At 40.9% G+C, this 23,551-nt stretch carries 19 protein-coding genes; 12 read left to right on the forward strand and 7 right to left on the reverse strand.

Translation table 11 applies throughout. The annotated features are described in order from the left end of the window. Window positions 1-3: 3 nt before the first annotated feature. The 4 genes from R2Q78_RS14365 to R2Q78_RS14380 all read right to left on the reverse strand — a co-directional run bounded on the left by R2Q78_RS14365 (window position 4) and on the right by R2Q78_RS14380 (window position 5,704). A complete protein-coding gene (locus R2Q78_RS14365; RefSeq protein WP_316793061.1) occupies window positions 4-2,124 on the reverse strand; it encodes a S9 family peptidase in 2,121 nt (706 codons plus the stop codon). A 91-nt stretch (window positions 2,125-2,215) separates the two neighbouring features. Continuing rightward, window positions 2,216-3,280, reverse strand: coding sequence for a branched-chain amino acid aminotransferase (locus tag R2Q78_RS14370; protein ID WP_316793063.1), 1,065 nt, complete (start codon window positions 3,278-3,280; stop codon window positions 2,216-2,218). A 125-nt stretch (window positions 3,281-3,405) separates the two neighbouring features. Next, window positions 3,406-4,704, reverse strand: coding sequence for an HAD-IB family phosphatase (locus R2Q78_RS14375; protein WP_316793065.1), 1,299 nt, complete (start codon window positions 4,702-4,704; stop codon window positions 3,406-3,408). Between the two features lies 1 nt (window position 4,705). Beyond that, window positions 4,706-5,704: an NAD-dependent epimerase/dehydratase family protein gene (locus R2Q78_RS14380; RefSeq protein WP_316793066.1), complete on the reverse strand. Its 999-nt coding sequence runs from the start codon at window positions 5,702-5,704 to the stop codon at window positions 4,706-4,708. A 124-nt stretch (window positions 5,705-5,828) separates the two neighbouring features. Here R2Q78_RS14380 and R2Q78_RS14385 point away from each other — a divergent pair, with 124 nt between their 5' ends. The 3 genes from R2Q78_RS14385 (at window position 5,829) to R2Q78_RS14395 (ending at window position 9,139) form a co-directional block, all read left to right on the forward strand. Beyond that, complete coding sequence (locus R2Q78_RS14385; RefSeq protein WP_316793069.1) at window positions 5,829-7,010, forward strand: formimidoylglutamase; 1,182 nt, start codon at window positions 5,829-5,831, stop codon at window positions 7,008-7,010. Between the two features lie 123 nt (window positions 7,011-7,133). Next, window positions 7,134-8,282 (forward strand): TlpA disulfide reductase family protein, encoded by a 1,149-nt coding sequence (locus R2Q78_RS14390; RefSeq protein ID WP_316793071.1) that lies wholly within the window; start codon window positions 7,134-7,136, stop codon window positions 8,280-8,282. Window positions 8,283-8,545: 263 nt separating this feature from the next. Further along, on the forward strand, window positions 8,546-9,139 hold the full coding sequence (locus tag R2Q78_RS14395; protein ID WP_316793073.1) for a dihydrofolate reductase family protein: 594 nt from the start codon (window positions 8,546-8,548) through the stop codon (window positions 9,137-9,139). Window positions 9,140-9,201: 62 nt separating this feature from the next. On the opposite strand, the gene purD is transcribed toward R2Q78_RS14395, so the two are convergent. Continuing rightward, window positions 9,202-10,473, reverse strand: a complete 1,272-nt coding sequence (gene purD, locus R2Q78_RS14400; protein WP_316793074.1) for a phosphoribosylamine--glycine ligase — start codon at window positions 10,471-10,473, stop codon at window positions 9,202-9,204. Window positions 10,474-10,629: 156 nt separating this feature from the next. Here purD and R2Q78_RS14405 point away from each other — a divergent pair, with 156 nt between their 5' ends. The 8 genes from R2Q78_RS14405 to R2Q78_RS14440 all read left to right on the forward strand — a co-directional run bounded on the left by R2Q78_RS14405 (window position 10,630) and on the right by R2Q78_RS14440 (window position 20,448). After that, a complete protein-coding gene (locus R2Q78_RS14405; RefSeq protein WP_316793077.1) occupies window positions 10,630-10,932 on the forward strand; it encodes a hypothetical protein in 303 nt (100 codons plus the stop codon). A 130-nt stretch (window positions 10,933-11,062) separates the two neighbouring features. Beyond that, complete coding sequence (gene secA / locus R2Q78_RS14410) at window positions 11,063-14,374, forward strand: preprotein translocase subunit SecA (RefSeq protein ID WP_316793079.1); 3,312 nt, start codon at window positions 11,063-11,065, stop codon at window positions 14,372-14,374. A gap of 67 nt (window positions 14,375-14,441) precedes the next feature. Next, on the forward strand, window positions 14,442-14,888 hold the full coding sequence (locus R2Q78_RS14415; RefSeq protein WP_316793080.1) for an SPOR domain-containing protein: 447 nt from the start codon (window positions 14,442-14,444) through the stop codon (window positions 14,886-14,888). Further along, entirely contained in the window at window positions 14,878-16,065 is a 1,188-nt protein-coding gene (locus R2Q78_RS14420; RefSeq protein ID WP_316793082.1) for a M20 family metallopeptidase, read from the forward strand. Before R2Q78_RS14415 ends, R2Q78_RS14420 begins: the two co-directional genes overlap by 11 nt. Then, entirely contained in the window at window positions 16,065-17,012 is a 948-nt protein-coding gene (locus R2Q78_RS14425; RefSeq protein ID WP_316793084.1) for a hypothetical protein, read from the forward strand. Before R2Q78_RS14420 ends, R2Q78_RS14425 begins: the two co-directional genes overlap by 1 nt. Window positions 17,013-17,035: 23 nt before the next feature. Beyond that, window positions 17,036-19,012 carry a DNA primase gene (gene dnaG / locus R2Q78_RS14430; protein ID WP_316793086.1) on the forward strand — a complete coding sequence of 659 codons (1,977 nt, stop codon included), beginning with the start codon at window positions 17,036-17,038 and terminating at the stop codon, window positions 19,010-19,012. 1 nt (window position 19,013) lies between these two features. Continuing rightward, window positions 19,014-19,376 carry a YraN family protein gene (locus tag R2Q78_RS14435; protein ID WP_316793088.1) on the forward strand — a complete coding sequence of 121 codons (363 nt, stop codon included), beginning with the start codon at window positions 19,014-19,016 and terminating at the stop codon, window positions 19,374-19,376. Next, a complete protein-coding gene (locus R2Q78_RS14440; RefSeq protein ID WP_316793090.1) occupies window positions 19,357-20,448 on the forward strand; it encodes a glutaminyl-peptide cyclotransferase in 1,092 nt (363 codons plus the stop codon). Before R2Q78_RS14435 ends, R2Q78_RS14440 begins: the two co-directional genes overlap by 20 nt. A gap of 43 nt (window positions 20,449-20,491) precedes the next feature. Here the strand turns inward: R2Q78_RS14440 and R2Q78_RS14445 are convergent, their stop codons facing one another. After that, window positions 20,492-21,025 (reverse strand): DUF4251 domain-containing protein, encoded by a 534-nt coding sequence (locus R2Q78_RS14445; protein WP_316793092.1) that lies wholly within the window; start codon window positions 21,023-21,025, stop codon window positions 20,492-20,494. A gap of 124 nt (window positions 21,026-21,149) precedes the next feature. Next, complete coding sequence (gene pgi / locus R2Q78_RS14450) at window positions 21,150-22,796, reverse strand: glucose-6-phosphate isomerase (protein ID WP_316793094.1); 1,647 nt, start codon at window positions 22,794-22,796, stop codon at window positions 21,150-21,152. Between the two features lie 211 nt (window positions 22,797-23,007). On the opposite strand from pgi, the gene R2Q78_RS14455 reads away from it, so the two are divergent. Beyond that, a complete protein-coding gene (locus tag R2Q78_RS14455; RefSeq protein WP_316793095.1) occupies window positions 23,008-23,505 on the forward strand; it encodes a hypothetical protein in 498 nt (165 codons plus the stop codon). Window positions 23,506-23,551: the final 46 nt, after the last annotated feature.

The following is a 23,551-nucleotide window of genomic DNA, read 5'->3' on the forward strand; positions in this document are numbered from 1 at the left end:
AGCTTACTTTAGCCAATCCTCAGGGACAGGCTTGTTTAATAAATTCTGATAATAGAAGCGAGCGCGTTCTGCACTGTCATGAGGTGTTTTTACACCGCCCCATCCATGTCGTCCGCCTGGGTAGATCATCAGCTCAAAATGTTTATTTGCATTCTGCAATTTATCTATCAGCTGTATGGTGTTTTGCATGTGGACATTATCATCCATATCGCCATGCATGATGCGCAACAAGCCCTTGTAGTTGTCAACATAAGTCAATACTGAACCATTTTTATAACCCTCAGGGTTTTCCTGCGGAGTATCCATGAAACGCTCAGTATAATGTGTATCATACAGCTCCCAACTGGTTACCGGAGCTCCTGCATAACCGAAATCAAAAACATCGGCACCTTTGGTAAGCGCCAGACAGGTCATGTAACCACCATAGCTGTGACCAGTAATCAATAGCTTTTTGTTATCTACCCATGGTTTTGCTTTTAGCCATTTTCCTGCTGTAGAATAATCTTTCATTTCCCAGTTTCCAAGGTTGCGGTGCATTAATGCAACACCTTCCTTGCCAAACTGTCCAGATGCACGATGATCTACTGCAATTTGAACAATGCCTTCATTGGCCCATAATTGGTTGCCGGTACCTTTCCAGGTATTTGTTACCGTACCTGCATTTGGCCCACCGTAGATGCTCATCACAACCGGGTATCTTTTGGTCTCATCAAAATCGGTAGGATAGGTAATTACCGCAGGGAGGTTATAACCATCTTCTGTTGGAATGGTGATCATCTCTGTTTTCCCGAATTTATAATCAGCAAAGTCATCGGCTTTACTGTCTCCCAGTTCTTTAATGATTTTGCCTTTATTGTCCAGTAATGTCTTTTTAGGTGGGGTAGATACGTTAGAATAAGTCGTGATAAAGCTCGTTCCGTTTGGAGACATCGATACCTGATGAGTATAGTCACCAAATGTAAGTCGCTTTAAGTTTTTGCCCGTATAGTTCACACTATAGAAATCGGTTCTGGTAGAAGCCTCTTTGCGTGCATTAAAATAAATGACCTTATTTTTCTCATCTACATGAACAAGACTCGTCACCTGCCATTTGCCGCTGGTGATCGGGTTCACCAGTTTTCCATCTAAAGTATACAAGTAGAAGTGTGCCCAGCCTGTTTTGTCACTTTTAAGGATATAGTGCTTTTTATCCTCAAGGTACTCTATGCGGCCATCATAATCCAGATCAACCCATGATGGCTGTTTCTCATCATAGATTTCTTTTTTGGCTCCTGTAGCGGGATTTACCGAGTAGAATTTCAGGTTGTCCTGACCACGGTTCATCCATTGTACCATCAGATTGCTGCCGTCAAAACTCCAGTAAGGTGTTCCAAAGTACTGGTCATCTTTTTCATTAAAGTCAGCCCATACTACTTTGCCTCCTGTTACGGGAACGAAGCCTACCTTTACTTCGGGGTTGGGATCGCCGGCTTTAGGATAACGGGTCTTTTCAGTATAACCATGCTGTCCTGTAGATCCATTGATAGGAAACATAGGCACTTTCGTATCATCGAAACGCATGAAAGCAATGTTTCTGCTATCGGGAGACCACCAGAATGCTTTATAATTGGTAGATCTTCCAAGGATCTCCTCATAATATACCCATGACGACCAACCGTTGTAAATTACATCCGTACCATCATTGGTATACCTGGTTTCTTTACCAGTAGCTACCTCAACGGCATATAGGTCGTTGTTGCGTGTAAAGGCTACATATTTTCCGTCAGGAGACAACGTAGGGTTTTTCTCTTCATCTTTGTCATTGGTAAGACGTTTTGCCTCTTCTGAACCATATTGAATGAAGATGTCGCCGTTTCTTACGTTAACATTGACATTACTTTTTGGAGGTGGTGTGTAAGGTGTTTTCGAACCTGATTTAATATCTACAGCATACATTTTTCTGTCTTTCGAATCAATTTCAATGTAATGGGAGTCGTCGCTCCATCCATTGGTCATTGGAATTGGTTTCGTAAGAGAGGGCTGACGTCCAAGTATTTGTTGCTGTGTGAGTTTTTTGAGTTGTGCCTGTGCGGATATATTGATAAATAATGACATGGCTAAACTGGTCAGTAAAATTCGTTTCATACTGCTGATACGGTTTATTTGATTTTGAAGGGCGGAAGATAAGCATAAAAAAAGCGCCTTTAAAAGGCGCTTTGTAAAATGTGTGATGCGATTAAAGCACGAAGTTCCAACCGAATTCATCAGGCGCAAGTCCATAACGAATATCGTTTAGTGTTTTTGCAATATTTGCGGAAACGGTACGGGTAGAAACATCAGCTAAAGTATATACTTTACCCTGGTATCCGATCTCACCAATTGGCGTAACTGTAGCTGCGGTGCCAGCGGCAAAAGCATCAGTTAATCTGCCACTTTCTATTCCTTCGATGACTTCTTTTACACTTACACGTCTTTCCTCGACTTCAATTCCGGCTTTTTTAGCCAGTTGAATGATCGTGTCGCGGGTTACACCGTCTAATACTGTACTGCGTACAGAAGGGGTAACCAGTTTGCCATCAATCACGAAAATAAGGTTTGCAGTTCCAGCTTCTTCAATATATTCATGGGACACTGCATCTGTCCAGATCAACTGGTCAAAGCCTTCTTTTTGGGCTTCAGCAAATGGATAAAGAGAACGTGCATAGTTGCCGGCAGTTTTAGCAAAACCAACGCCACCTTCATCAGCACGTGTAAATTCAGTTTCTATTTTAACTTTTAAAGCCTTGCTATAATAAGGTCCTGTGGGTGTAGTTAATAAAGCAAAAGTATATTTATCAGATGGCTTAACACCAAGATATGGATCTGTAGCAAACATCACCGGACGGATATATAAAGAATAACCTTCTTGTGCAGGCACCCATTTTTCGTCGATATCGATCAAAGCAGCAATACCCTGCATGAAAATATCATGAGTAATGGCTGGCATGGACATACGGTCTGCCGATTTATTGAAACGCTCAAAGTTTTTATCTGCTCTGAATACACTAATTTTACCATCAGCCTGACGGTAAGCTTTCATGCCTTCAAAAATCGCCTGTCCATAATGAAGGGCAGAAATTGCAGGGCTCATTAAGATCGGTCCATAAGGCAATACCTGGAGGTTAGACCATTCTCCGTTGTCATATTCTGCAATAAACATGTGATCGGAAAATACTTTTCCGAAAGGTAATTGAGAGAAATCTGTTACTGTTAATCTGCTTTGATCAGCTTTAGTGATCGTTATGTCCAATGTCTCGTTCATTATTGTAATATTTCGTGGAGCAAAAGTAAGAAAAACGCCCCTTTTATTCGTTTTTATTTTGTAATATGATTACGGTTAGTGCTCATTCTTAAGTGTTTTCGATACACTAAGTCTGAATTTTAATATCAATACAGTACTCTGAATTTTATGGTATGTTCGATCTTTTTCAGTGACTTAAACAATTGCTTGTCGTACTCCGCATTGATGTCTGTGATCACATATCCGATCTCAGGGTTCGTCATCAGGAACTGCCCTACGATGTTGATGTCATGTTTCGCAAAAATGGTGTTTACCTTGGCCATAATTCCAGGTACATTTTTGTGAATATGGATGAGTCTATGTGATTTTTCAATTCTTGGCAGCTGAAGGTTCGGGAAATTACTGCTCAGGTAAGTGGTTCCAGTATTCATAAAATCAATCATTCTTTTAGGAATGAAATCCAGATTACGCGGGTTATTCTTAGGATCTTCAAATACCACTACTCCTTGCTGTATACAGGTCGCGATATCAACCTTGCCTTTTGAGTTACCCAGATAGCCTATTGTTTTTAGTTTTACAGCGCGTTTCAATTTCTCAAGTTCCAGCTTTTCTCCGTCTGCCAACAGCATCATGTGTACATCTGCCACATATTTTTCTTCAAATGTTTGTTTATGACGGATAGAAAAACCGTCTTTTTTCAGCAATTCAATGCTCAGTGGATTTACCTCTCCGATGACAAGACAAAGAATCCTGTTTTTAGGATAGGAAATTGCCCTCGGAAGGTTATTCACATATAAAAATTCATCAAAGCTGGGGGTAATGTGGTCCGCTTTTTTGACAATGCTTTCTCTTGAAATGTTCTCCGTAAAAGCATAGAATTTTTTGATCAATCCACTTTCACGGAGCTGGAAGTCTGAATACCCATCACCAATGCCATAGAGGTCGCCCTCCAGGTTCAGCTGCTGCATCAGTTTTACTTTTCCGCCTTCTTCGCTTAGTGGGTTGGAATGGTCGTAGTCGATGATCTTTCCATCACCTGTAGTCACAAAGGTATTGGCATAGATGTTCTCTTTTTTAATGTGGTACTGACTCACCACGGGAGTAATAAATTCTTTGAATCCACCGGAAACAATCAATACTTCATCAGCATGTTTTTTAAAGAACTCTGCATTGCGGGAAAATGAAGCGGATACTTTTTTCTTTAGCCTGGTGATCAGTTGCTTCAGGTGATCTTCTGTAGCTTCCAGCAATTTTACGCGCTGGGCAAGACTTTCACCAAATGAAAGCTTTCCTTCCATTGCCAGATTGGTATAATCTTCAATTTTCTGAAAGATCGCTTCTTTTTCAGGATGCTTTTTCAGAGAGATACGGGCCAGCTCATCCAATGCCTCCACTTGTGTAAAGGTGCTGTCGAAATCGATGATGTAAATGTTCTTTTGCTTCATGTCAATTGTTTTTTAACCCCTCACAAACTTCTCTAATGCTTTGCTTAAGTGGTTTAAATGCTATTCCAGTTGTGTGTTTTATTTTTTCGTTGCTGTATAAACTTTCATTGAGACTGCTGCGGGCTGCATCGCTGGTGAGGGCGGCAGGTTTTCCTGTAAATACGGAGGCTAATTTGGCAGCTCTCCATGCAATACCCAGCATCCAGGGCTTAGCTTCTTTTGCAGGCGCTTTTACCCCAAATCCCTCTGCAATTTCTCCAAAGAACTGCTGGTAGTGATAATTCTCTGCTGAGATGGTATAGCGTTCGCCACTTTCCTTACTGTTCATCAGCAGGATCATGCTTTTTGCCACATCCGCCACATCTACAACGCCTGTTGCGCCCCTGGTGTAAAAAGATAAGCCTTCTTTTACAAGTTTAAATATGGCGCCGCTTCCCTCAAACCCGGCACCGGGGCCAATAATCACTGAGGGGTTTACGATCACCGCATCCAGGCCTTCAGCTATGCCGCGCCAGACTTCCATTTCCCCTTCGTATTTAGAAATGGCATAACTGTGTGCTTTGGGGTCATATTCCCAGAAATCCTTTTCAGTGATCAGGGAGGCGCCTTTTTTGGGATTTCCCAGTGCGGCTACAGAACTTACGTGTACCAGCCGTGCGTTGTGTTCTACACAAAGGTTTACCACATTGCTGGTGCCTTCGATGTTGATCTTTAAAAGCTTTGTTTTGTCTTTCGGGTTGAATGAAACCAGTGCCGCACAATGATATACCTGACTGATTCCTTCAAAGGCATCGTCCAGAGCAGAAAGGTCGTTAATATCTGCAACAACCCATTCTACCAGGCTGTTGTCCTTTATTAAAGAAGGTAAGACTGAATGTTCCCGCTTTAGTCCCCTTACCTTTAAACCTTGTTCAGTTAACTGATGTATTAATTCTGCTCCTAAAAATCCAGTAGCACCGGTAACCAATATCATTTCATCTGTTTGTTTTTTTTCTCTCATTTGTCAGATGGAGCTTACCATGTTTAAAAAATATTTAAAACAAGGACGGTTCATTTTTTTTAGGATGTTCATTAAAATATGCTCTCAAAAATAGATATTTGATGCCATACATTTATAGTGCAATATGTCTTTATCAGATTTTTTTTCACCTTTAAGTCCAGACAAGTTTACCCCAAAAGCAGGTTTTTATACCAGTCAGCTCGGTTTAAAGACTACTTTTTTTGTCGATAAATTTCCTGAACTTGACGAAAACGCTTATGATATTGCCATTTTTGGTGTGCAGGATGACCGCGCTGCGGTTAATAATGAAGGCTGTGCACTAGCTCCCGATTACTTTAGGTCGCAGTTTTACACTTTAAATGAGGGGCCCTACACGACCAGGATCATTGACCTGGGCAATATCAGGGCTGGAGCCTCCATCTCCGATACTTATGTTGCGGTGAAAATGGTCGTAGCAGAGCTCGTGAAGCTTAATGTCGTACCTGTGATCATTGGCGGCGGACAAGACATTACCTATGCGCAGTACCTTGCTTATGAGGAACTAGAACAAAAAGTAGACCTGGTAGTCATAGACCATAAATTTGACCTGGATGAGGACGATCAGGAAGGATTGGCGGCCAAGTCAGATACCTATCTGAATAAAATACTTTTACATCAGCCCAACTATTTATTCAATTTCAGCAACATCGGATACCAGACCTATTATGTAAATCAGGATAGTCTGAAGGTCATGAGCAAACTGTATTTTGATGTACACAGACTGGGAGAATTTGCCGATGATATTTCTTTAACGGAGCCTATTATCCGCAATGCGAATATGATCAGCTTTGATATCGGAGCCATTCGCTCTTCAGATGCAGGCGCCAATTCAAATGCAGGTCCCAACGGCTTTTACGGAGAGCAGGCCTGTCGCATTTCGAGATATGCAGGAATGAGCGATAAGCTTACTTCGATTGGGTTCTATGAATTTAATCCTGCTTTTGACCGCAATGGTCAAACTGCCATGCTGCTGGCGCAAATGGTCTGGTATTTTATAGATGGGTATTACAACCGTAAAAAGGATTTCCCGCTTACGCCTAAATCGCAATATTTAATTTACCGGGCCAGCCTTAATGATGGTACAGGAGAACTGCTGTTTGTAAAAAGCAAAAAATCAGACCGTTGGTGGATGCAGGTGCCATATCCTACAGGAATCTCAAAAAATGAGCGCTTCCATTTGGTGCCATGCCGTTATGAAGATTATACGACCGCTGTAAACGGAGAAATGCCTGATTTGTGGTGGCGAACTTTCCAAAAGCTACTATAATTTTACAATCAATTTTACGTTTTATTAATTGTTCAGTTCATACATTTACTCCCAATAAAAAACCTGAATGTTAAACCTATTGAAGAAAATCAGGTCTATTAACTTAAAATAAGTAGAAAAACGATGAAAAAACTATTAATCGCAGCGGTATGCCTATTACCTGCTGCAACTATGGCACAAAGCAAATTTACCTTAAATGGTAAAGTTGCTGGATTAAAAACTCCGGCTAAGGCTTACTTAAGCTATGCAAATAACGGTGCAAGAGTTACAGACTCTGCTACTGTAACTGCAGGTAATTTTACATTTACAGGTCCTTTAGCAGGAGTTACTGCTGCAAACCTAAGCGTGAAGCGTCAGGGTGTTGCTGCAGATCCTTCAAAACCAGCTAAACCTGATGTGGTTTCGATTTATCTTGAACCAAAGGTAATGAACCTTGTTTCCACTACAGATTCTGTAAAATTCGGTACAGTGAAAAACTCACCTGTAAATGATGACAATGAAAAATACAAAGCATTGACAAAATCTGCTAATGCAAAGGGTACTGCTTTGATGGCTGAATTTCGCGCTAAAGGGCCTGATGCACGTAAAGATGAGGCTTACATGAAAACTGTATTGGCTCGTGATGAAGCTAACAGAAAAGAACTGGATGACATCAACAAACAATTCTACATGACCAACCGTGATTCTTATGTAGGTTTAGTAGCTTTCAGAAGCATTATGGATCTTGATGGTGACCCGGCTGGAACAGAATCAGAATTCAATAAGTTCTCTGCTGCTGTAAAAGCAACAGAAGTTGGAAAAGGTATAGCTCAGCAAATCGATGCAGGTAAAAAAACTGCAATCGGTCAGATTGCTATGGACTTTACACAAAACGATGTAAACGACAAACCGGTTAAGTTATCTGATTTCCGTGGAAAATACGTATTGCTTGATTTCTGGGCTTCATGGTGTGGACCATGCCGTCAGGAAAATCCAAATGTGGTAAAAGCATACAACACATATAAAGACAAAAACTTTACAGTTCTTGGTGTTTCTTTGGATCAGCCAGGTAAAAAAGCTGACTGGTTAGCTGCTATCGAAAAAGACGGATTAACCTGGACTCATGTATCAGACCTTAAATTCTGGGACAATGCGGCATCTAAAATGTATGGTGTACGTGGTATCCCTGCCAATTACCTGATTGATCCTTCTGGAAAAATCGTAGGTAAAAACCTTAGAGGCGAGAAACTGGAAGCTAAGCTTGCTGAATTATTAGGACAAGGTTCTAAATAATATAACTTTCCGCAGGGCCTGCAGAGGCAATGCAGAATGAGGAAATGTCCCGAACGATAAGTTCGGGACATTTTTTTTATGTATAAGGGTCATTATCTCGACAATAGGAGAGATCCAGTTGTCTTTGGCGTACTTTCGTTGTGTGTTCGTAGGATGACGACTAAAAATGGTTTGTCGCATTTACCCATTATGATTGTCGCACTTGCACTTCAATAACATGGTGTTTGTTTGCTAGATTTATATCATAATAAAATATCAATGATATGAGAAAAATAATTGTTTTATCATTTATTACTTTAGACGGAGTGATGCAGGCACCCGGTGGCCCTGAGGAAGATACATCCGGAGGTTTTAAATATGGCGGTTGGACTGCTCCCTATGATGATGAAGTTTCTGGTAAGCTAATGCAAAAACAGATGGAACCTGCAGATCTTCTTCTCGGCAGGAAAACATTTGAAATCTTTGCGTCTTTCTGGCCGGAACATGCGAGCCAGTGGCCTGGTGTAAATGAGGTTACAAAGTACGTCATATCCAATACCGTCGATAAATCAGATTGGGAAAACAGCGTGTTCCTGACAAGCGTGGCAGATATTGAAAAGCTCAAAAATTCGGAAGGTTCTGACCTTAAAGTCTGGGGTAGCAGCGAGCTTGTCCAGCTTCTACTGAAGCATGATTTAGTGGATGAATTTTGGCTCAATATTCACCCGGTGCTTCTTGGTGAAGGAAAAAGGTTATTTGACAGTGAAGCGATTCCCGCAGCATTCACATTAGCGGAGAGTCTTGTTACACCGAAAGGAGTGATTATGGCCAATTATAAGCGGGCCGGAAAAGTTGAGACAGGTACTGTTGGCAATTGAAGCTGATGAATCAGGACCTAATAGAGTGCATATCTACATTCGCTCTATTAGGTCCTGAAATTTTATACTAGATCAAATCCGATGTCTTCTCTAAAGTATTTGCCATCAAAATAGATGCGTGCAGCATCTGCTGTCGCAGATTGCAGCGCTTCAAACTGATTGTCCTGCAAACTTGTTACAGCGATTACACGGCCACCGTTTGTTTTTACAACACCACCTTCCAATGCTGTGCCTGCATGAAATACCACCGATTGGCGAACATTATCAATACCGGTAATGCTTTTGCCTTTTTCATATTCGCCAGGATACCCTCCGGCTACAATCATCACGGTTGCAGCATTCTTGTCGCTGATCTTCAGTTGATAATCTTTCAGTTTCTTTTTGGAAGTAGCAACGAAGAGCTCTACAAGATCATTCTCAATACGCGGAATGACACTTTCAGTTTCCGGATCACCCATACGGCAGTTGTATTCTATGATCATTGGTTTGTCGCCAACTTTAAATAGACCAAAGAAGATAAAACCAGAATAGTCTATGTTGTCCTTTTTTAACCCCTTTATTGTTGGGATGATGATGCTTTGCTCTACCTCATCAAGGAATTTTTTATCGGCAAAAGGTACAGGAGATACAGAACCCATTCCTCCGGTATTTAACCCGCTATCACCCTGTCCGATTTTCTTGTAATCTTTAGCTTCAGGAAGAATTACATAGTTCTCTCCGTCTGTAAGTACGAATACAGAAAGCTCGATGCCATTCAGGTATTCTTCTACCACAACAAGAGAACCTGCTGTTCCGAATTTGCCGCCCAGCATCAGCTTTAGTTCTTCCTGCGCCTCAGCTACAGTCTGACAAATCAGTACACCTTTTCCTGCGGCCAGACCGTCGGCTTTAAGTACGATCGGGAGACTATGCTTTTCCAGATAAGCAAGTCCTTCAGTTAAAGTTTCGTTAGTGAATGACTCCGAACCAGGTGTAGGGATGCCATGACGTGCCATAAATTGTTTAGAGAAATCTTTACTGCCTTCCAGGATTGCGCCTTCTTTTTTAGGGCCAATTACAGGGATGTGCAATAATGCTTCATCATTTATGAAAAAATCGTGGATTCCATTTACCAACGGTTCTTCCGGACCAACGACAACCAGTTCAATATTTTCTTTTAATACGAGTGTTTTTACCGCTTCAAAATCGTTGGGGTTAAGGAGTACGTTTTTACCGTAAGCGCCTGTTCCTCCGTTACCTGGAGCAATAAATAGTTTTGAGCAAAGGGCTGACTGGCTGATTTTCCAGGCAAAAGCACTTTCTCTTCCTCCTGATCCTAGTATTAAAATATTCATTGTAAAATATGATTTAATTGTTGGTCTATGCCGGCAAATATACCGCTTTAGCAATATTATTATAGCCTAAGTTGAAATATAAGCTTTACAAAATTCAGTATGTCAGTACGTTTAAATTTCTGTATGTAAAAGATTAAAATTAGATTTGCCCCCTGCATGAGACACATAGTTACGTTATCGCTGGTATTTTTTAGTCTTACCCATTTGGCAAAAGCTGAAAGGGTGGAAGGGCTAAGGATATTGACGGACCGCTATTGCAACAAGCACCAGATCAGCATAAATTCTGCTGAAGTAGGTGCTAACCAGGTTGATGATCAGGATCATCCGTTTTTTCTGACGTATAGTGAACTGACTTCAATAGGTGTGTCTTTTGAACTTCGCGTACCTGAATACAGGGCGTACAATAATGTCATTGCAGACCTCACTATAAGAGCGCAACCAAAAAACAACAGTCCCTAGGTAGCTCGTTATTCATTCATTTTAAATATAATATTGCTGACAATGTGGCTGAATAGTCCATTGGTCTGGTTGTTGTAATTTGAAATCACACAATTAATTAAAGAATAATCATAAAACACAAACATAAAACATGTTAGGATTTTTAGCCAAGATATTTGGAAGCAAATCAGAAAGAGATATTAAGGCGCTTCAGCCTATAGTAGTCAAGATCAACGAAGAATACGCAAAGCTCTCAGCTTTGAGCAATGATGAATTGCGTAATAAAACAGTTTATTTTAAAGATGTAATTGCAAAAGCCCTTGCCGAAATTGATGCAAAAATCAATGGATTGAAAGCTGATGCTGAAAACCAGGAATTGTCATTGACTGAAAAAACAGCCATCTATGACCAGATCGATGCTTTAGGTAAAGACCGTGATAAAGAACTGGAAGTAGTTTTACTGGAGATTTTACCAGCTGCTTTTGCAGTAGTAAAAGAAACGTCAAGACGTCTTTCTGAAAATGAATTCCTGGAAGTTACTGCTACGCAGTTTGACAGGGACTACGCTGCACGTAAGAAGAATGTAACGATTCAAGGTGATAAAGCACTTTGGGCAAACAGATGGGATGCTGCAGGTACAGAGGTGATTTGGAATATGGTACATTACGACGTACAGCTGATCGGTGGTATGGTATTGCACAGCGGTAAAATTGCTGAGATGGCTACGGGTGAGGGTAAAACCTTAGTAAGTACATTGCCTGCTTATTTGAATGCACTGGCCGGACAAGGCGTACATATCGTAACGGTGAATGATTACCTGGCACGACGTGACTCTGAGTGGAATGGTCCTCTATTTGAATTCCACGGTATTAAGGTAGACTGTATTGATAAGCACGAACCGAACTCTCAGGAGCGCAGAGATGCTTACCTGGCAGATATTACTTATGGTACGAACAATGAATTTGGTTTCGATTATCTGCGTGACAACATGTCGCAGACTCCGGATCAGCTGGTACAACGCAAACTGCACTTTGCAATGGTGGATGAGGTCGATTCAGTATTGATTGATGATGCCCGTACACCTTTGATCATTTCAGGACCGGTTCCTTTTGGAGATCAGCATGAATTCCATGAGTTGAAACCACGTATTGAACGTTTGGTTACTGCTCAGAAAGATTATGTAAGCAAAGCTTTAAATGAAGCGAAAAAATTAATCAATGATGGTAAGGCGGGGCCTGAAGAAGGCGAAGGTGGTTTGGCATTATTACGTGCCCACCGTGGTTTGCCAAAAAATAAGGCGTTGATCAAGTTTTTAAGTGAAGGAAGTGTTAAGCAGACTTTATTGAAAACTGAAAATCACTACATGGCTGATCAGTCGAAGAACATGCCTAAAGTTGATTCAGAACTGTTCTTCCATATTGACGAAAAAAATAACCAGGTAGAGCTTACTGAGAAAGGTATTGAACTGATCACCAAATCCGGTGAAGACCATAATTTCTTCGTACTTCCTGACGTGGGTACTGAAATTGCTGAGATTGAAAAATCGGCATTGTCAGCAGAAGAGAAAATTGCGCAGAAGGATGCCCTGATGCGTGATTATTCTATCAAAGCAGAACGTATCCACTCGGTGAACCAATTGTTGAAAGCTTATACTTTGTTTGAAATTGATGTGGAATACATCATTGACGAAGGTAAGATCAAGATTGTAGATGAGCAGACGGGTCGTATCATGGATGGTCGTCGCTATTCTGACGGGTTACACCAGGCGATTGAGGCAAAAGAGAATGTGAAAGTAGAAGATGCTTCACAAACTTATGCTACGGTTACGTTGCAGAATTTCTTCCGTATGTACCACAAACTTTGCGGTATGACGGGTACAGCAACCACTGAAGCTGGCGAGTTCTGGTCTATCTATAAACTGGACGTAGTTGAAATTCCTACCAACAGGGTGATTTCAAGAAAAGATCAGCAGGATTATGTATACCGTACAGTTCGTGAGAAATATAATGCGGTAGCGGAGGAGATTGTGAAGTTAACTGAAGCTGGCAGACCGGTACTGGTAGGTACGACTTCAGTAGAGATCTCTGAATTGCTGAGCCGTATGCTTAAGCTTCGTGGAATCAAACACAATGTATTGAATGCGAAGATGCACCAGAAAGAGGCAGACATTGTAGCTGAAGCTGGTCAGGCAGGACAAGTAACCATTGCAACCAACATGGCTGGTCGTGGTACGGATATTAAGTTAGGCCCAGGCGTTAAAGATGCTGGTGGTTTAGCGATCGTAGGTACAGAACGTCATGAGTCGCGTCGTGTAGACAGACAGTTGCGTGGTCGTGCAGGTCGTCAGGGAGATCCGGGTTCATCTCAGTTTTTCGTTTCATTGGAAGATAACTTAATGAGGTTATTTGGTTCTGAAAGAATCTCTAACATCATGGTAAGAATGGGTATTGAGGATGGTGAAGTAATTCAGCATTCCATGATTACCAAATCTATAGAGCGCGCACAGAAAAAAGTGGAAGAGAATAACTTCGGTATTCGTAAGCGTTTATTGGAATATGATGACGTGATGAACTCACAGCGTTCTGTAATCTATGCGAAACGTAGAAATGCCTTGTTTGGCGAGCGTCTGGATGTAGACATGAGCAATATGGTGTTTGACGTAGCTGAGGATATTGTAACAGAATACAAGGAAGCCAGCAATTTTGAAGGCTTTAAACTTGAGGTCATCAAAAACTTCTCTGCAGATACGACAATTGATGAGCATGAATTCAATTCAAAAGGAGTTCATCACTTAACTGATAAGTTGTTTGAGGAAGTGAGCGCATTCTACGAAAGAAAGTCGGATGTGATCATCAACCAGGCGATGCCCGTATTGAAGCAGGTATTTGAGGAGAGAGGAGAGCAGATCGAACAAATCATTGTTCCTTTTACAGATGGTATCCGTCACGTACAGGTTCCTGTAAGTTTGAGAAAAGCAATTGAAAACAATGGTCGCGAAGTGACCAAGTCCTTTGAGAAGACAATCGTACTTGCATTGATCGACGAATCATGGAAAGAGCATTTGCGTGAGATGGATGAGTTGAAGCAGTCGGTTCAGAATGCTGTTTATGAGCAGAAAGATCCATTGATCATTTATAAAATGGAAGCATTTAACTTGTTTAAAAACATGTTGAACGCCGTAAATAAAGAAGTGGTCAGCTTCCTGTATAAAGGCGGAATTCCAGTACAAACGGATCCGAATGATGTGAGAGAGGCTCAGGCTCCAAGACCTGCACCGAGCAGATTAAAGATGTCTAAGCCTGAATTTGCACAGTCGAGCAGCACTGGTATGCCGGAGATGGAAGATACACGTGAGCAAGTTCCTCAGCAACCTATCCGTAAGGATGTGGTGATCGGAAGAAACGAGCCTTGTCCATGCGGAAGCGGCAAAAAATACAAAAACTGTCACGGCGCAGGATTGTAATTTGTAATAAACATATAGAATGCCGATTTTTGTAAAAAAGTCGGCATTCTTTTTTTAAGCCTTATTCATGAAATTGTTATTTACTGTTATTCTTTCTTGTCTTTCTGTTGGTCTGTTTGCTCAGGCCAGGGGTGTAGTCACTGTGATTAAAGACCCTATGATCGACAGCCTTATTGCAAAACGAATCGCATTAAATACCAGTAGTCCGGCGACGGGAACAGCCGTAACAAAGCCAGCAGCTATAGTTTCCAATATGGGATACCGGGTTCAGATATTTTACGGGTCCGACCGGCGGCAGGTTTATAATGAACAGTCGAAATTCAGCGCGCTGTATCCAACTTTAAATACCTATATTACTTACAAGGAACCCAATTATTATTTAAGGGTCGGTGATTTTAGAACAAGGTTGGAAGCTCAGCGTTTAATCAACGAGCTTAGACCTAACTTTCCAACGCTATTTATTTTCAGGGAAAAGATTAATGCACCCAATTTAGATTACAACAATGATCAATAAAGATAAAATACAAGCAATTTCTAACGATATTTTTGAAAAGGTAGTTGGCTACCGTCAGCATATACACGCAAATCCAGAACTTTCATTTCATGAATTTGAAACTTCAGCCTATATCAAGAAACACCTGACGGAATGGGGTATTCCTTTTTCAGATATGGCGAATACAGGAGTTGTAGGTTTGATCACAGGAGGTATTCCTTCGGATAAGGTGATTGCCTTGCGTGCAGATATGGACGCTTTGCCGATATTGGAAGCTAATGAAAAACCTTATGCCTCTAAGAATGCAGGTGTCATGCATGCTTGCGGACATGATGTACACAGTTCTTCATTATTGGGGACAGCATATATTCTGAATAGCTTAAAAGCAGAGTTTGCAGGTACAGTGAAACTGATATTTCAACCTGCGGAGGAGCTGTTGCCGGGAGGTGCGAGTATCATGATCAAAGAAGGGGTGCTTGAAAATCCTAAACCGGAAGCGATCGTTGGCCAGCATGTAATGCCTTTAATTGAAACAGGTAAAGTAGGTTTCCGTTCCGGAATTTATATGGCTTCCACAGATGAATTATATGTGACCGTACATGGAAAAGGCGGACATGGCGCACAGCCACATCAAAATATAGATCCTGTTCTGATTGCTTCCCATATCATCATTGCATTACAGCAGATTGTAAGCAGAAATGCTGATCCGCGACTTCCATCGGTACTTTCTTTTGGGAAAGTACAGGCCAATGGGGCTACGAATATTATTCCTAATGAGGTGAAAATAGAGGGTACCTTCAGAACGCTGAACGAAGAATGGCGTAAGGAAGCGAAGCGTCTCATGAAGAAAATGGCGGAAGGTATTGCTGAAAGTATGGGTGGTAGCTGTGACTTCAGGATTATGGATGGCTATCCTTACCTGATCAATGAACCAAAGCTGACAGAGAATGCACGTGCTTTTGCGGAAGATTATCTTGGTAAAGAAAATGTACTTGATCTGGACATATGGATGGCAGCGGAAGATTTTGCTTATTATTCGCAGGTGACCAATGCCTGTTTTTATAGATTGGGAACAGGAAATAAAGAAAAAGGGACCACATATTCTGTGCATACACCGAATTTCGATATTGATGAAGATGCATTGAAAACCTCTACAGGTTTGATGGCTTACATTACGCTTAAGCAATTGGGTAATTAATGAGAAGAGGATTTTTACTGGCGGTTTTGATGATGGGTTTTCTGAAAGCCTCTGCCCAGGAGATTAACCGTTTCAATCCTGATACACTAAAGACCATTCAACTGGACTCTGTGATCAATATCAAGGCCGAAAAGCTGGGTGTAGAGAAATTTATCAATGCGATCATTACGGACAATAGCTTTTATCAGGCATTCAGGAATATGAAGAAGTATGACTTCATTGCTGAGAACAGAATTTATACCTATAATAAAAAGAACAAGGTAGATGGACGGATTTACCGTAAGATCAAACACAGTAATTCGGGTCCTAATAAAATTCAATACCTGGTAAAGCAGGATACCGGGCATGTCTATAAGAAGAATGGTAAATACCAGCTTTATACCATTGAAATGTTTGATTATATCTTTATGAATGCCTATCAGACCGACTTTGTAGCCGAAGGCCCGATGATTTCAGGTAAAGCGGAGGATTCTAATCAGAGCTATAAAGACAAGTTAAAAACATTGATCTTTGCGCCTGGAAGGCCTATTAAAGGATTGCCTTTTATAGGAAGCAAGACTCAGATCTTTACGGCTAATATGCGTCAGTATTATGATTATGCTTACCACAGCGGTACTTATTTGGATTCCATCCCGGTCTACCGTTTTAAAGTAACCATGAAGCAAGACCTGAGCAGTGGTACTAAAGACGGTTTAATGATTAAAGAGCTTACCACCATTTTTGATAAACGGAACTTTGAGATTCTTGGCAGGTACGTAGACATGAAGTACAGCAATATGCTGTTTGACTTTGATGTGCAGATGAATATCGAAACGAGTTATTTTGAGGGAGAAAAACTTCCTACAAAGATCACTTATCAGGGCAATTGGGATTACCCTTTTAAAAAGGAAGAACGTGCCAGTTTTTTAGTTCTTCATAAGGACTATCACCTTGGAAAAGGAAAGTAATTCCCTAACTTCGCAGATAGAAAATGATTAATCAGGATACCATAAATAAAATCATGGATACCGCCCGTATTGAGGAGGTAGTAGGTGATTTTGTATCCCTGAAAAAGCGCGGTACCAGTTTAATTGGTAACTGCCCTTTCCATAATGAAAAAACACCATCTTTTCACGTTTCTGTCGCCAAGGGTATTTACAAGTGCTTTGGTTGCGGCAAAGGAGGGGATTCTGTCCATTTTATCATGGACCATGAAAAATATTCCTATCCTGAAGCATTAAAATTCCTGGCAAATAAGTACAATATCGAAGTTGAAGAAATTGTACAATCACCTCAGAATATTGAAGCCCAGAATGCAAGGGAGAGTTTATATATCGTTTCAGAGTACGCAGCCAATTACTTTGCCAATGAGCTGTGGACAGGCGAACAGGGCCGTGCCATTGGCTTAAGCTATTTTAAGGAAAGAGGCTTTAGAGAAGACATCGTCAAGAAGTTTCAGCTTGGCTACTCCCCGGATGTATGGGACGCACTGATTCAGAGTGCCGTTGCTGGTGGTCATAAGGAAGAATATCTTGAAAAGACCGGTCTTGCCATCAGGAATGAAAAAGGTAAGTTGTACGACCGGTTTAGGGGCAGGGTCATGTTCCCGATCCATAACTTTACAGGAAGGATTATTGGATTTGGCGGGCGCACGTTAAAAACAGATAAGAATGTTCCGAAGTATGTCAACTCTCCGGAAAGTGATATTTATCATAAGTCGAATGTACTATATGGTTTATTCCATGCGAAGAAAGCCATAAGAGAATTTGACAACTGCTACCTGGTAGAAGGTTATGCGGATGTGCTGGCTGTACATCAGGCGGGTATTGAGAATGTAGTAGCTTCTTCCGGAACTTCATTGACCACAGAGCAGATCAGGCTTATCGGACGTTTTACAGAGAATGTAACCATACTTTATGATGGAGATGCCGCGGGGATAAAGGCTTCTTTGCGTGGTCTGGATATGATCCTTGAAGAAGGACTAAACGTGAAGGTAGTGTCTTTCCCGGATGGGCATGACCCGGATTCTTACATGCACCATGTAGGGGCAGGAGAATTTAAAAATTACATAGAGAATGCCCGCAAGGATTTTATCCTTTATAAAGCAGAAATACTGCTTAAAGAGGCAGGTACAGATCCGATAAAGCGGGCAGGTATCATCAGGGACATTGTAGAGAGTATCGCCAAAATACCTGACGATATCAAAGCTGCGGTCTTCATTAGAGAATGCAGCGGTTTGCTGCAGCTGGAAGAACGTATTCTGCTTTCAGAACTGAACAAAATACGAGCGGCGAAGTTTAAGAAAGCAAGCAATAACAATAATAACGCCCAGCAAAACCAATATCAGCAGACAGACCCCTATCAGGATGGCCCACCGGATAATTTATTCGAAAATCCTGACCCGCTTGCCGGTTTAGAGCCGGAATCCAATGCTCCGGATACTGACGAGATTCAGGAACAGGAAATTGTCCGGTTATTACTGGCTTTTGGCCATGAGCTGGTGAATTGGGATAAGATCGATAACATGTATATCGGTTCATTTATCATGCAAAACCTTTCTGATGTAAGCTTTGAAGATAAATTGTGCAAACGAATCATTGATACTTACAGGGATGAGATAGAAAATGGGCATTTGCCTGTTGCGAGCCAGTTCATTAAAGGCGAAGACAGGGAAATTGCCAATCTAGCCATAACGCTGTCTACATCTCCTCACACCCTGAGTGAAAACTGGTACAACAAACACCAGATCTATGTACGTGATGAAACGGTAAACCTTAAGGCGACAATTCTGGGGGGTATATTCCACCTTAAGAAACGTAAGGTTGACAGGATGCTACTCGATATCCTGCAGGAAATAAAGACAGAAAGTGATCCTGTTAATCAGGAGATCCTGATGCAACGCTACTCTTTTATCAAAGGAGTAGAAAAGGAAATATCTAAATTTTTAGGCTCAGTTATATTAAAGTAAGATGGCAAGTCACAATGATCTGGGCAGACGGGGCGAGGAAATCGCGAAAGACTATTTAGAAAACATTGGATACCGCATCTTAAACCTAAACTGGGCATACGGAAGAGCTGAAGTAGACGTTATTGCTAATCATAATGGGACAATCATTTTTGTAGAAGTAAAGACACGCAGTTCGACAGATTATGGAGAACCTGAAGATTTTGTAAATATTAAAAAGGAAAGACAGCTTGAGTATGCTGCGGAAGCATATATAGAGATGAGTGGTCACCAGGGAGAGATTCGTTACGATATTATTGCAATTGTTTTTGAAAATAAACACCTTTATAAAATTAATCATATAGAAGATGCATTCTGGCCAAGTTAAAAAAATCACTCAATTAGTTTCTGTGCTATGCTTATTGCTTAGCATTCTTTTTATCAGCTCTTGTAAAGATCAGGCTGGCAGTTCAGCTATAGGTTTTAAATTTCCCGAGCAATATCAGAGCTTAAGCCTTGGAGAAGATATTAAAGTGGAACTAGATGTTCCCAAGGACGCCAATATTACTTCTGCTACCTATCTGTTAGACGGAAAGGTTGTTATCACTAAAAATAATGCTGATGCTGTAATGATCAAAACTACAGGACAGTCAGTAGGGATTAAACTGATAACTGCAATTGTAGAGACTGAAGATAAAAAGGATACATTGACAACAAATATTGAGCTGAGGTCAAATGTAAAACCGGAATTATATGGCTATAAGATCATTAAGACTTATTCTCACGATACGAGCTCTTATACCCAGGGATTAGAATACCACAATGGCAGGCTATTGGAAAGTACCGGACGGGAGGGGCATTCGACGTTGAGGTGGGTAGACATTGCTTCAGGTAAAGCTTTACAGCGGACAGACCTGGATAAACAGTATTTTGGAGAAGGGTCAACACTTGTTGGGGATAAGATCGTGATGTTGACCTACAAGGCAAATATGGGGATGGTGTATGATGCCAAAACTTTTAAACAATTGAGTACATTTCCTTATCAGACGAGCAGAGACGGGTGGGGATTGTGCTATGATGGTAAGCAGCTAATCATGAGCGATGGTAGCAACAGGTTGTATTTCATGGATAAAGACACCTATAAAGATCAGCACGCTATTGATGTATACGACAACGAGGGTATGGTAGACTCTATCAATGAGCTGGAATATATAGATGGTAAGATCTATGCGAATATTTATACGAAAAACTACCTGGTGGTTATAGATCCTTCATCTGGTATTGTAGAAAAGAAAATTGATCTCTCTGGTTTACTGGAAGATGGGTACTTTAAAACAGAAGAGGATATCAGTAATAATGTACTCAATGGAATTGCTTGGGACAAACAAGGGAAACGACTATTCGTTACTGGTAAAAAATGGCCTAAACTGTTTGAGATTTCATTGGTTTCGAAGAAATAGGCATAAAAAAGCCCGGTCTTAAAAAACCGGGCTTTTTTTATGCCTATTTCTTATCAGCAGGGTCGCTGATGTACCCCATGTAGGAAATGGATTGTCTATTGTTACTGGTAACATTCAAAAAAGCATATCCGTTGGCTCCTATAGTTAGCGACAGTTCCTGTGCATCCTTAGTGTCCTTAGGTTTTATGGTGATTAACCAACTGCCCTTTTTCTTTTGTTCACTTTTATAAGTGAAGTTTTTAGACTTGAATTTGATCCCTGAATCATTGGGGTCGAGATTAGCAGTATAAGCCCTGCCAAAATAAGGAAGATAAGCTTCCACGCTATCTTTATCGATTTTGAGGTCATATGATGATCCACTCAGCTGGATAGAGCCACCTCCGCCTAAGCCGCCCGGCATTTTACTCAATACCGCATTTAAATCCGCAACAGCAAGTGGCTGAGCGCTCGTCGCATTAAATTTAAGAGTTTTAGCATTTACCAGTCTTGCAGTCGTTTCTTTGTCTGTCTGAGCTGATGCTTGCATCGTTGTAAATACAACTGCAAGGATTAAAAGATTTTTAAGCGTTTTCATCATTATTGATTTTATATAATTGATTTATCCTAAATATACGTATAAAAGCTGTTATACTACGGAGTTAGAACAAAGTAATCTATAAAAGGTTTAATGAGAAAACGCTTAGCTGTGTCATATTAAAGTGTTATCTCCAGGCTTTATATTGGTTGATCAAGCCATTTGTAGAGCCGTCATGAGACGAAACTTCCTGTTCACCTTCCAATTCAGGGAGGATGCTTTTTGCCAGTTGTTTGCCAAGTTCTACGCCCCACTGATCGAAGCTGAATATATTCCAGATGATACCCTGTACGAAGATTTTATGCTCATAAAAGGCAATCAGACTACCTAAGCTAAAAGGAGTAACCTTCTTAAGTAAAATGGAATTGGTCGGCCTGTTTCCTTCAAATACTTTAAACGGTGCCAGTTTCTCGATCTCTTCAGCTGTTTTCCCATCCTTTTTAAGCTCTTCGACAACCTGTTCTTTTGTTTTGCCGTTCATGAGCGCTTCTGTCTGCGCAAAGAAGTTGGACAACAAGATAGGATGATGGTCACCAATAGGGTTCAGACTCTGTGCCGGTGCAATGAAGTCGCAAGGAATCAGGCGGGTACCCTGATGGATCAGTTGATAAAAGGCATGCTGTCCGTTGGTTCCGGGCTCTCCCCAAATGATAGGGCCTGTCTCATAGCTTACATCGTTGCCATTGCGATCTACATGTTTACCATTACTTTCCATATCTCCCTGCTGAAAATAGGCAGCAAAACGGTGCATGTACTGGTCATATGGTAGTATCGCCTGGGTCTCTGCATTAAAGAAATTGATGTACCAGACCCCGATAAGTCCAAGGATAACTGGTATGTTGATTTCAAACTCAGCAGTTTCAAAATGCTGATCAGCAGCATGAGCTCCTGCGAGAAGCTGTTTGAAGTTGTCGAAGCCAATGCTCAATGCAATTGGCAGTCCAATGGCACTCCATAGCGAATACCTGCCACCTACCCAGTCCCAGAACTCAAACATATTTTCAGTGTCAATGCCAAAAGCAGACACATCTTTGGCATTGGTAGACAATGCCGCAAAATGTTTCGCAACGTCTTCTTTCTTTGCACCATTGTCTAAGAACCATGTTCTCGCCGTATTGGCATTGGTCATAGTTTCCTGAGTAGTAAAAGTCTTGGAGGCAATGAGGAACAAAGTGGTCTCAGGATCCACCTGTTTTAGCGTTTCTGCAATGTGCGTGCCGTCTATGTTTGACACAAAATGCATATTCAGGTGATTTTTATAAGCCTTTAAGGCCTCAGTCACCATTACCGGGCCAAGATCTGATCCCCCGATGCCGATATTTACGATGTCTGTGATCGGTTTTCCTGTATATCCTTTCCAGCTGCCTGAAATTATAGCATTACTGAATTTCTCCATTTTGCCGAGCACCTGGTGTACATCAGTTACTACATTTTTACCGTCAACAAGGATCTCTCCATTTGCCGGTTCTCTAAGCGCAACATGCAGTACCTGTCTGCCCTCAGTCTGGTTGATTTTGTCTCCGCTGAACATGGCTTTGATGGCCTCATCGAGTTTACATTCCCTTGCCAGCTGGATGAGCAGTGCAATTGTTGTATCATCAATCCGGTTCTTTGAATAGTCTACCAGAATATCTTCAAATAGCAGGGAGAATTTTTCAAAACGCCCATCATCTTCAAGGAATAATTGCTTTAGGTTTTTTTCATTGATGCTAATGAAATGATCAGCAAGATATTTATAGGCAGCGGTTTCTGTAAAGTTTACTGTAGGAAGCATAATCTAAGTGTTTTTGTAAATGTAATGGTTTATTTTATTTCATAAAATCCAAATGAAAATATTTATAACGATAAATAAATTCCTACATACATCTGTAAGTTAACTGATAAAATGCATTGAAATAAACTGGTTTCAGGCCTGTTTTTAATGGAATTATTTTGATTACATTTAATATATAAAACGGTATTTTAATACCATTAAAACATCAGCCATGATAGAAAATTTAAAACAACTTGTAAAAGAAAATGTACAGGATGCGATTGTAAATAACAGCGCAGTTCCTAACGAACAAAATGAAGCTGCAATCGAAGCTACTTCAGGATCAATTATAGATGCATTGAAAGATAAGCTCGCGTCGGGTGATATTGCCGGATTGGTAGATGCTTTTAAAAATGGCAATAGCAGTGCAGTTGTAGACCAGGCTTCTTCAGGTCTCACAGAGAAGCTGGCCGGAATGGGCATCAATCTTGAATCTGCCAAGAACATTGCTGCTTCAGTTTTGCCGGGCATAGTAGATAAATTCATAAAAAAGACCAATGATCCGAATGACAGCTCTTTCAATATCCAGGATGTATTGAGTAAGGTTTCCGGTGATGATGGTAAATTTGACCTGTCGGATGTAACCAGGATGTTTACCGAGAAAACAGATGCAAATGGAGATGGTAAAGATGATAGCATTATAGATAAAGTAAAAGGATTATTTAGTTAGTCCTACCGTACCTCCTCCTCACTTACTTTACATTTTTATCCTATAT

It is taken from the genome of Pedobacter frigoris, assembly GCF_032678645.1.
GTDB classification, from domain to species: domain Bacteria; phylum Bacteroidota; class Bacteroidia; order Sphingobacteriales; family Sphingobacteriaceae; genus Pedobacter; species Pedobacter frigoris_A.

Coding starts and splice junctions, on each gene's coding strand:
- R2Q78_RS14365 (WP_316793061.1), bottom strand. CDS start 2,124: ATGAAACGAATTTTACTGACCAGTTTAGCCATGTCATTATTTATCAAT.
- R2Q78_RS14370 (WP_316793063.1), bottom strand. CDS start 3,280: ATGAACGAGACATTGGACATAACGATCACTAAAGCTGATCAAAGCAGA.
- R2Q78_RS14375 (WP_316793065.1), bottom strand. CDS start 4,704: ATGAAGCAAAAGAACATTTACATCATCGATTTCGACAGCACCTTTACA.
- R2Q78_RS14380 (WP_316793066.1), bottom strand. CDS start 5,704: ATGAGAGAAAAAAAACAAACAGATGAAATGATATTGGTTACCGGTGCT.
- R2Q78_RS14385 (WP_316793069.1), top strand. CDS start 5,829: ATGTCTTTATCAGATTTTTTTTCACCTTTAAGTCCAGACAAGTTTACC.
- R2Q78_RS14390 (WP_316793071.1), top strand. CDS start 7,134: ATGAAAAAACTATTAATCGCAGCGGTATGCCTATTACCTGCTGCAACT.
- R2Q78_RS14395 (WP_316793073.1), top strand. CDS start 8,546: ATGAGAAAAATAATTGTTTTATCATTTATTACTTTAGACGGAGTGATG.
- purD (WP_316793074.1), bottom strand. CDS start 10,473: ATGAATATTTTAATACTAGGATCAGGAGGAAGAGAAAGTGCTTTTGCC.
- R2Q78_RS14405 (WP_316793077.1), top strand. CDS start 10,630: ATGAGACACATAGTTACGTTATCGCTGGTATTTTTTAGTCTTACCCAT.
- secA (WP_316793079.1), top strand. CDS start 11,063: ATGTTAGGATTTTTAGCCAAGATATTTGGAAGCAAATCAGAAAGAGAT.
- R2Q78_RS14415 (WP_316793080.1), top strand. CDS start 14,442: ATGAAATTGTTATTTACTGTTATTCTTTCTTGTCTTTCTGTTGGTCTG.
- R2Q78_RS14420 (WP_316793082.1), top strand. CDS start 14,878: ATGATCAATAAAGATAAAATACAAGCAATTTCTAACGATATTTTTGAA.
- R2Q78_RS14425 (WP_316793084.1), top strand. CDS start 16,065: ATGAGAAGAGGATTTTTACTGGCGGTTTTGATGATGGGTTTTCTGAAA.
- dnaG (WP_316793086.1), top strand. CDS start 17,036: ATGATTAATCAGGATACCATAAATAAAATCATGGATACCGCCCGTATT.
- R2Q78_RS14435 (WP_316793088.1), top strand. CDS start 19,014: ATGGCAAGTCACAATGATCTGGGCAGACGGGGCGAGGAAATCGCGAAA.
- R2Q78_RS14440 (WP_316793090.1), top strand. CDS start 19,357: ATGCATTCTGGCCAAGTTAAAAAAATCACTCAATTAGTTTCTGTGCTA.
- R2Q78_RS14445 (WP_316793092.1), bottom strand. CDS start 21,025: ATGATGAAAACGCTTAAAAATCTTTTAATCCTTGCAGTTGTATTTACA.
- pgi (WP_316793094.1), bottom strand. CDS start 22,796: ATGCTTCCTACAGTAAACTTTACAGAAACCGCTGCCTATAAATATCTT.
- R2Q78_RS14455 (WP_316793095.1), top strand. CDS start 23,008: ATGATAGAAAATTTAAAACAACTTGTAAAAGAAAATGTACAGGATGCG.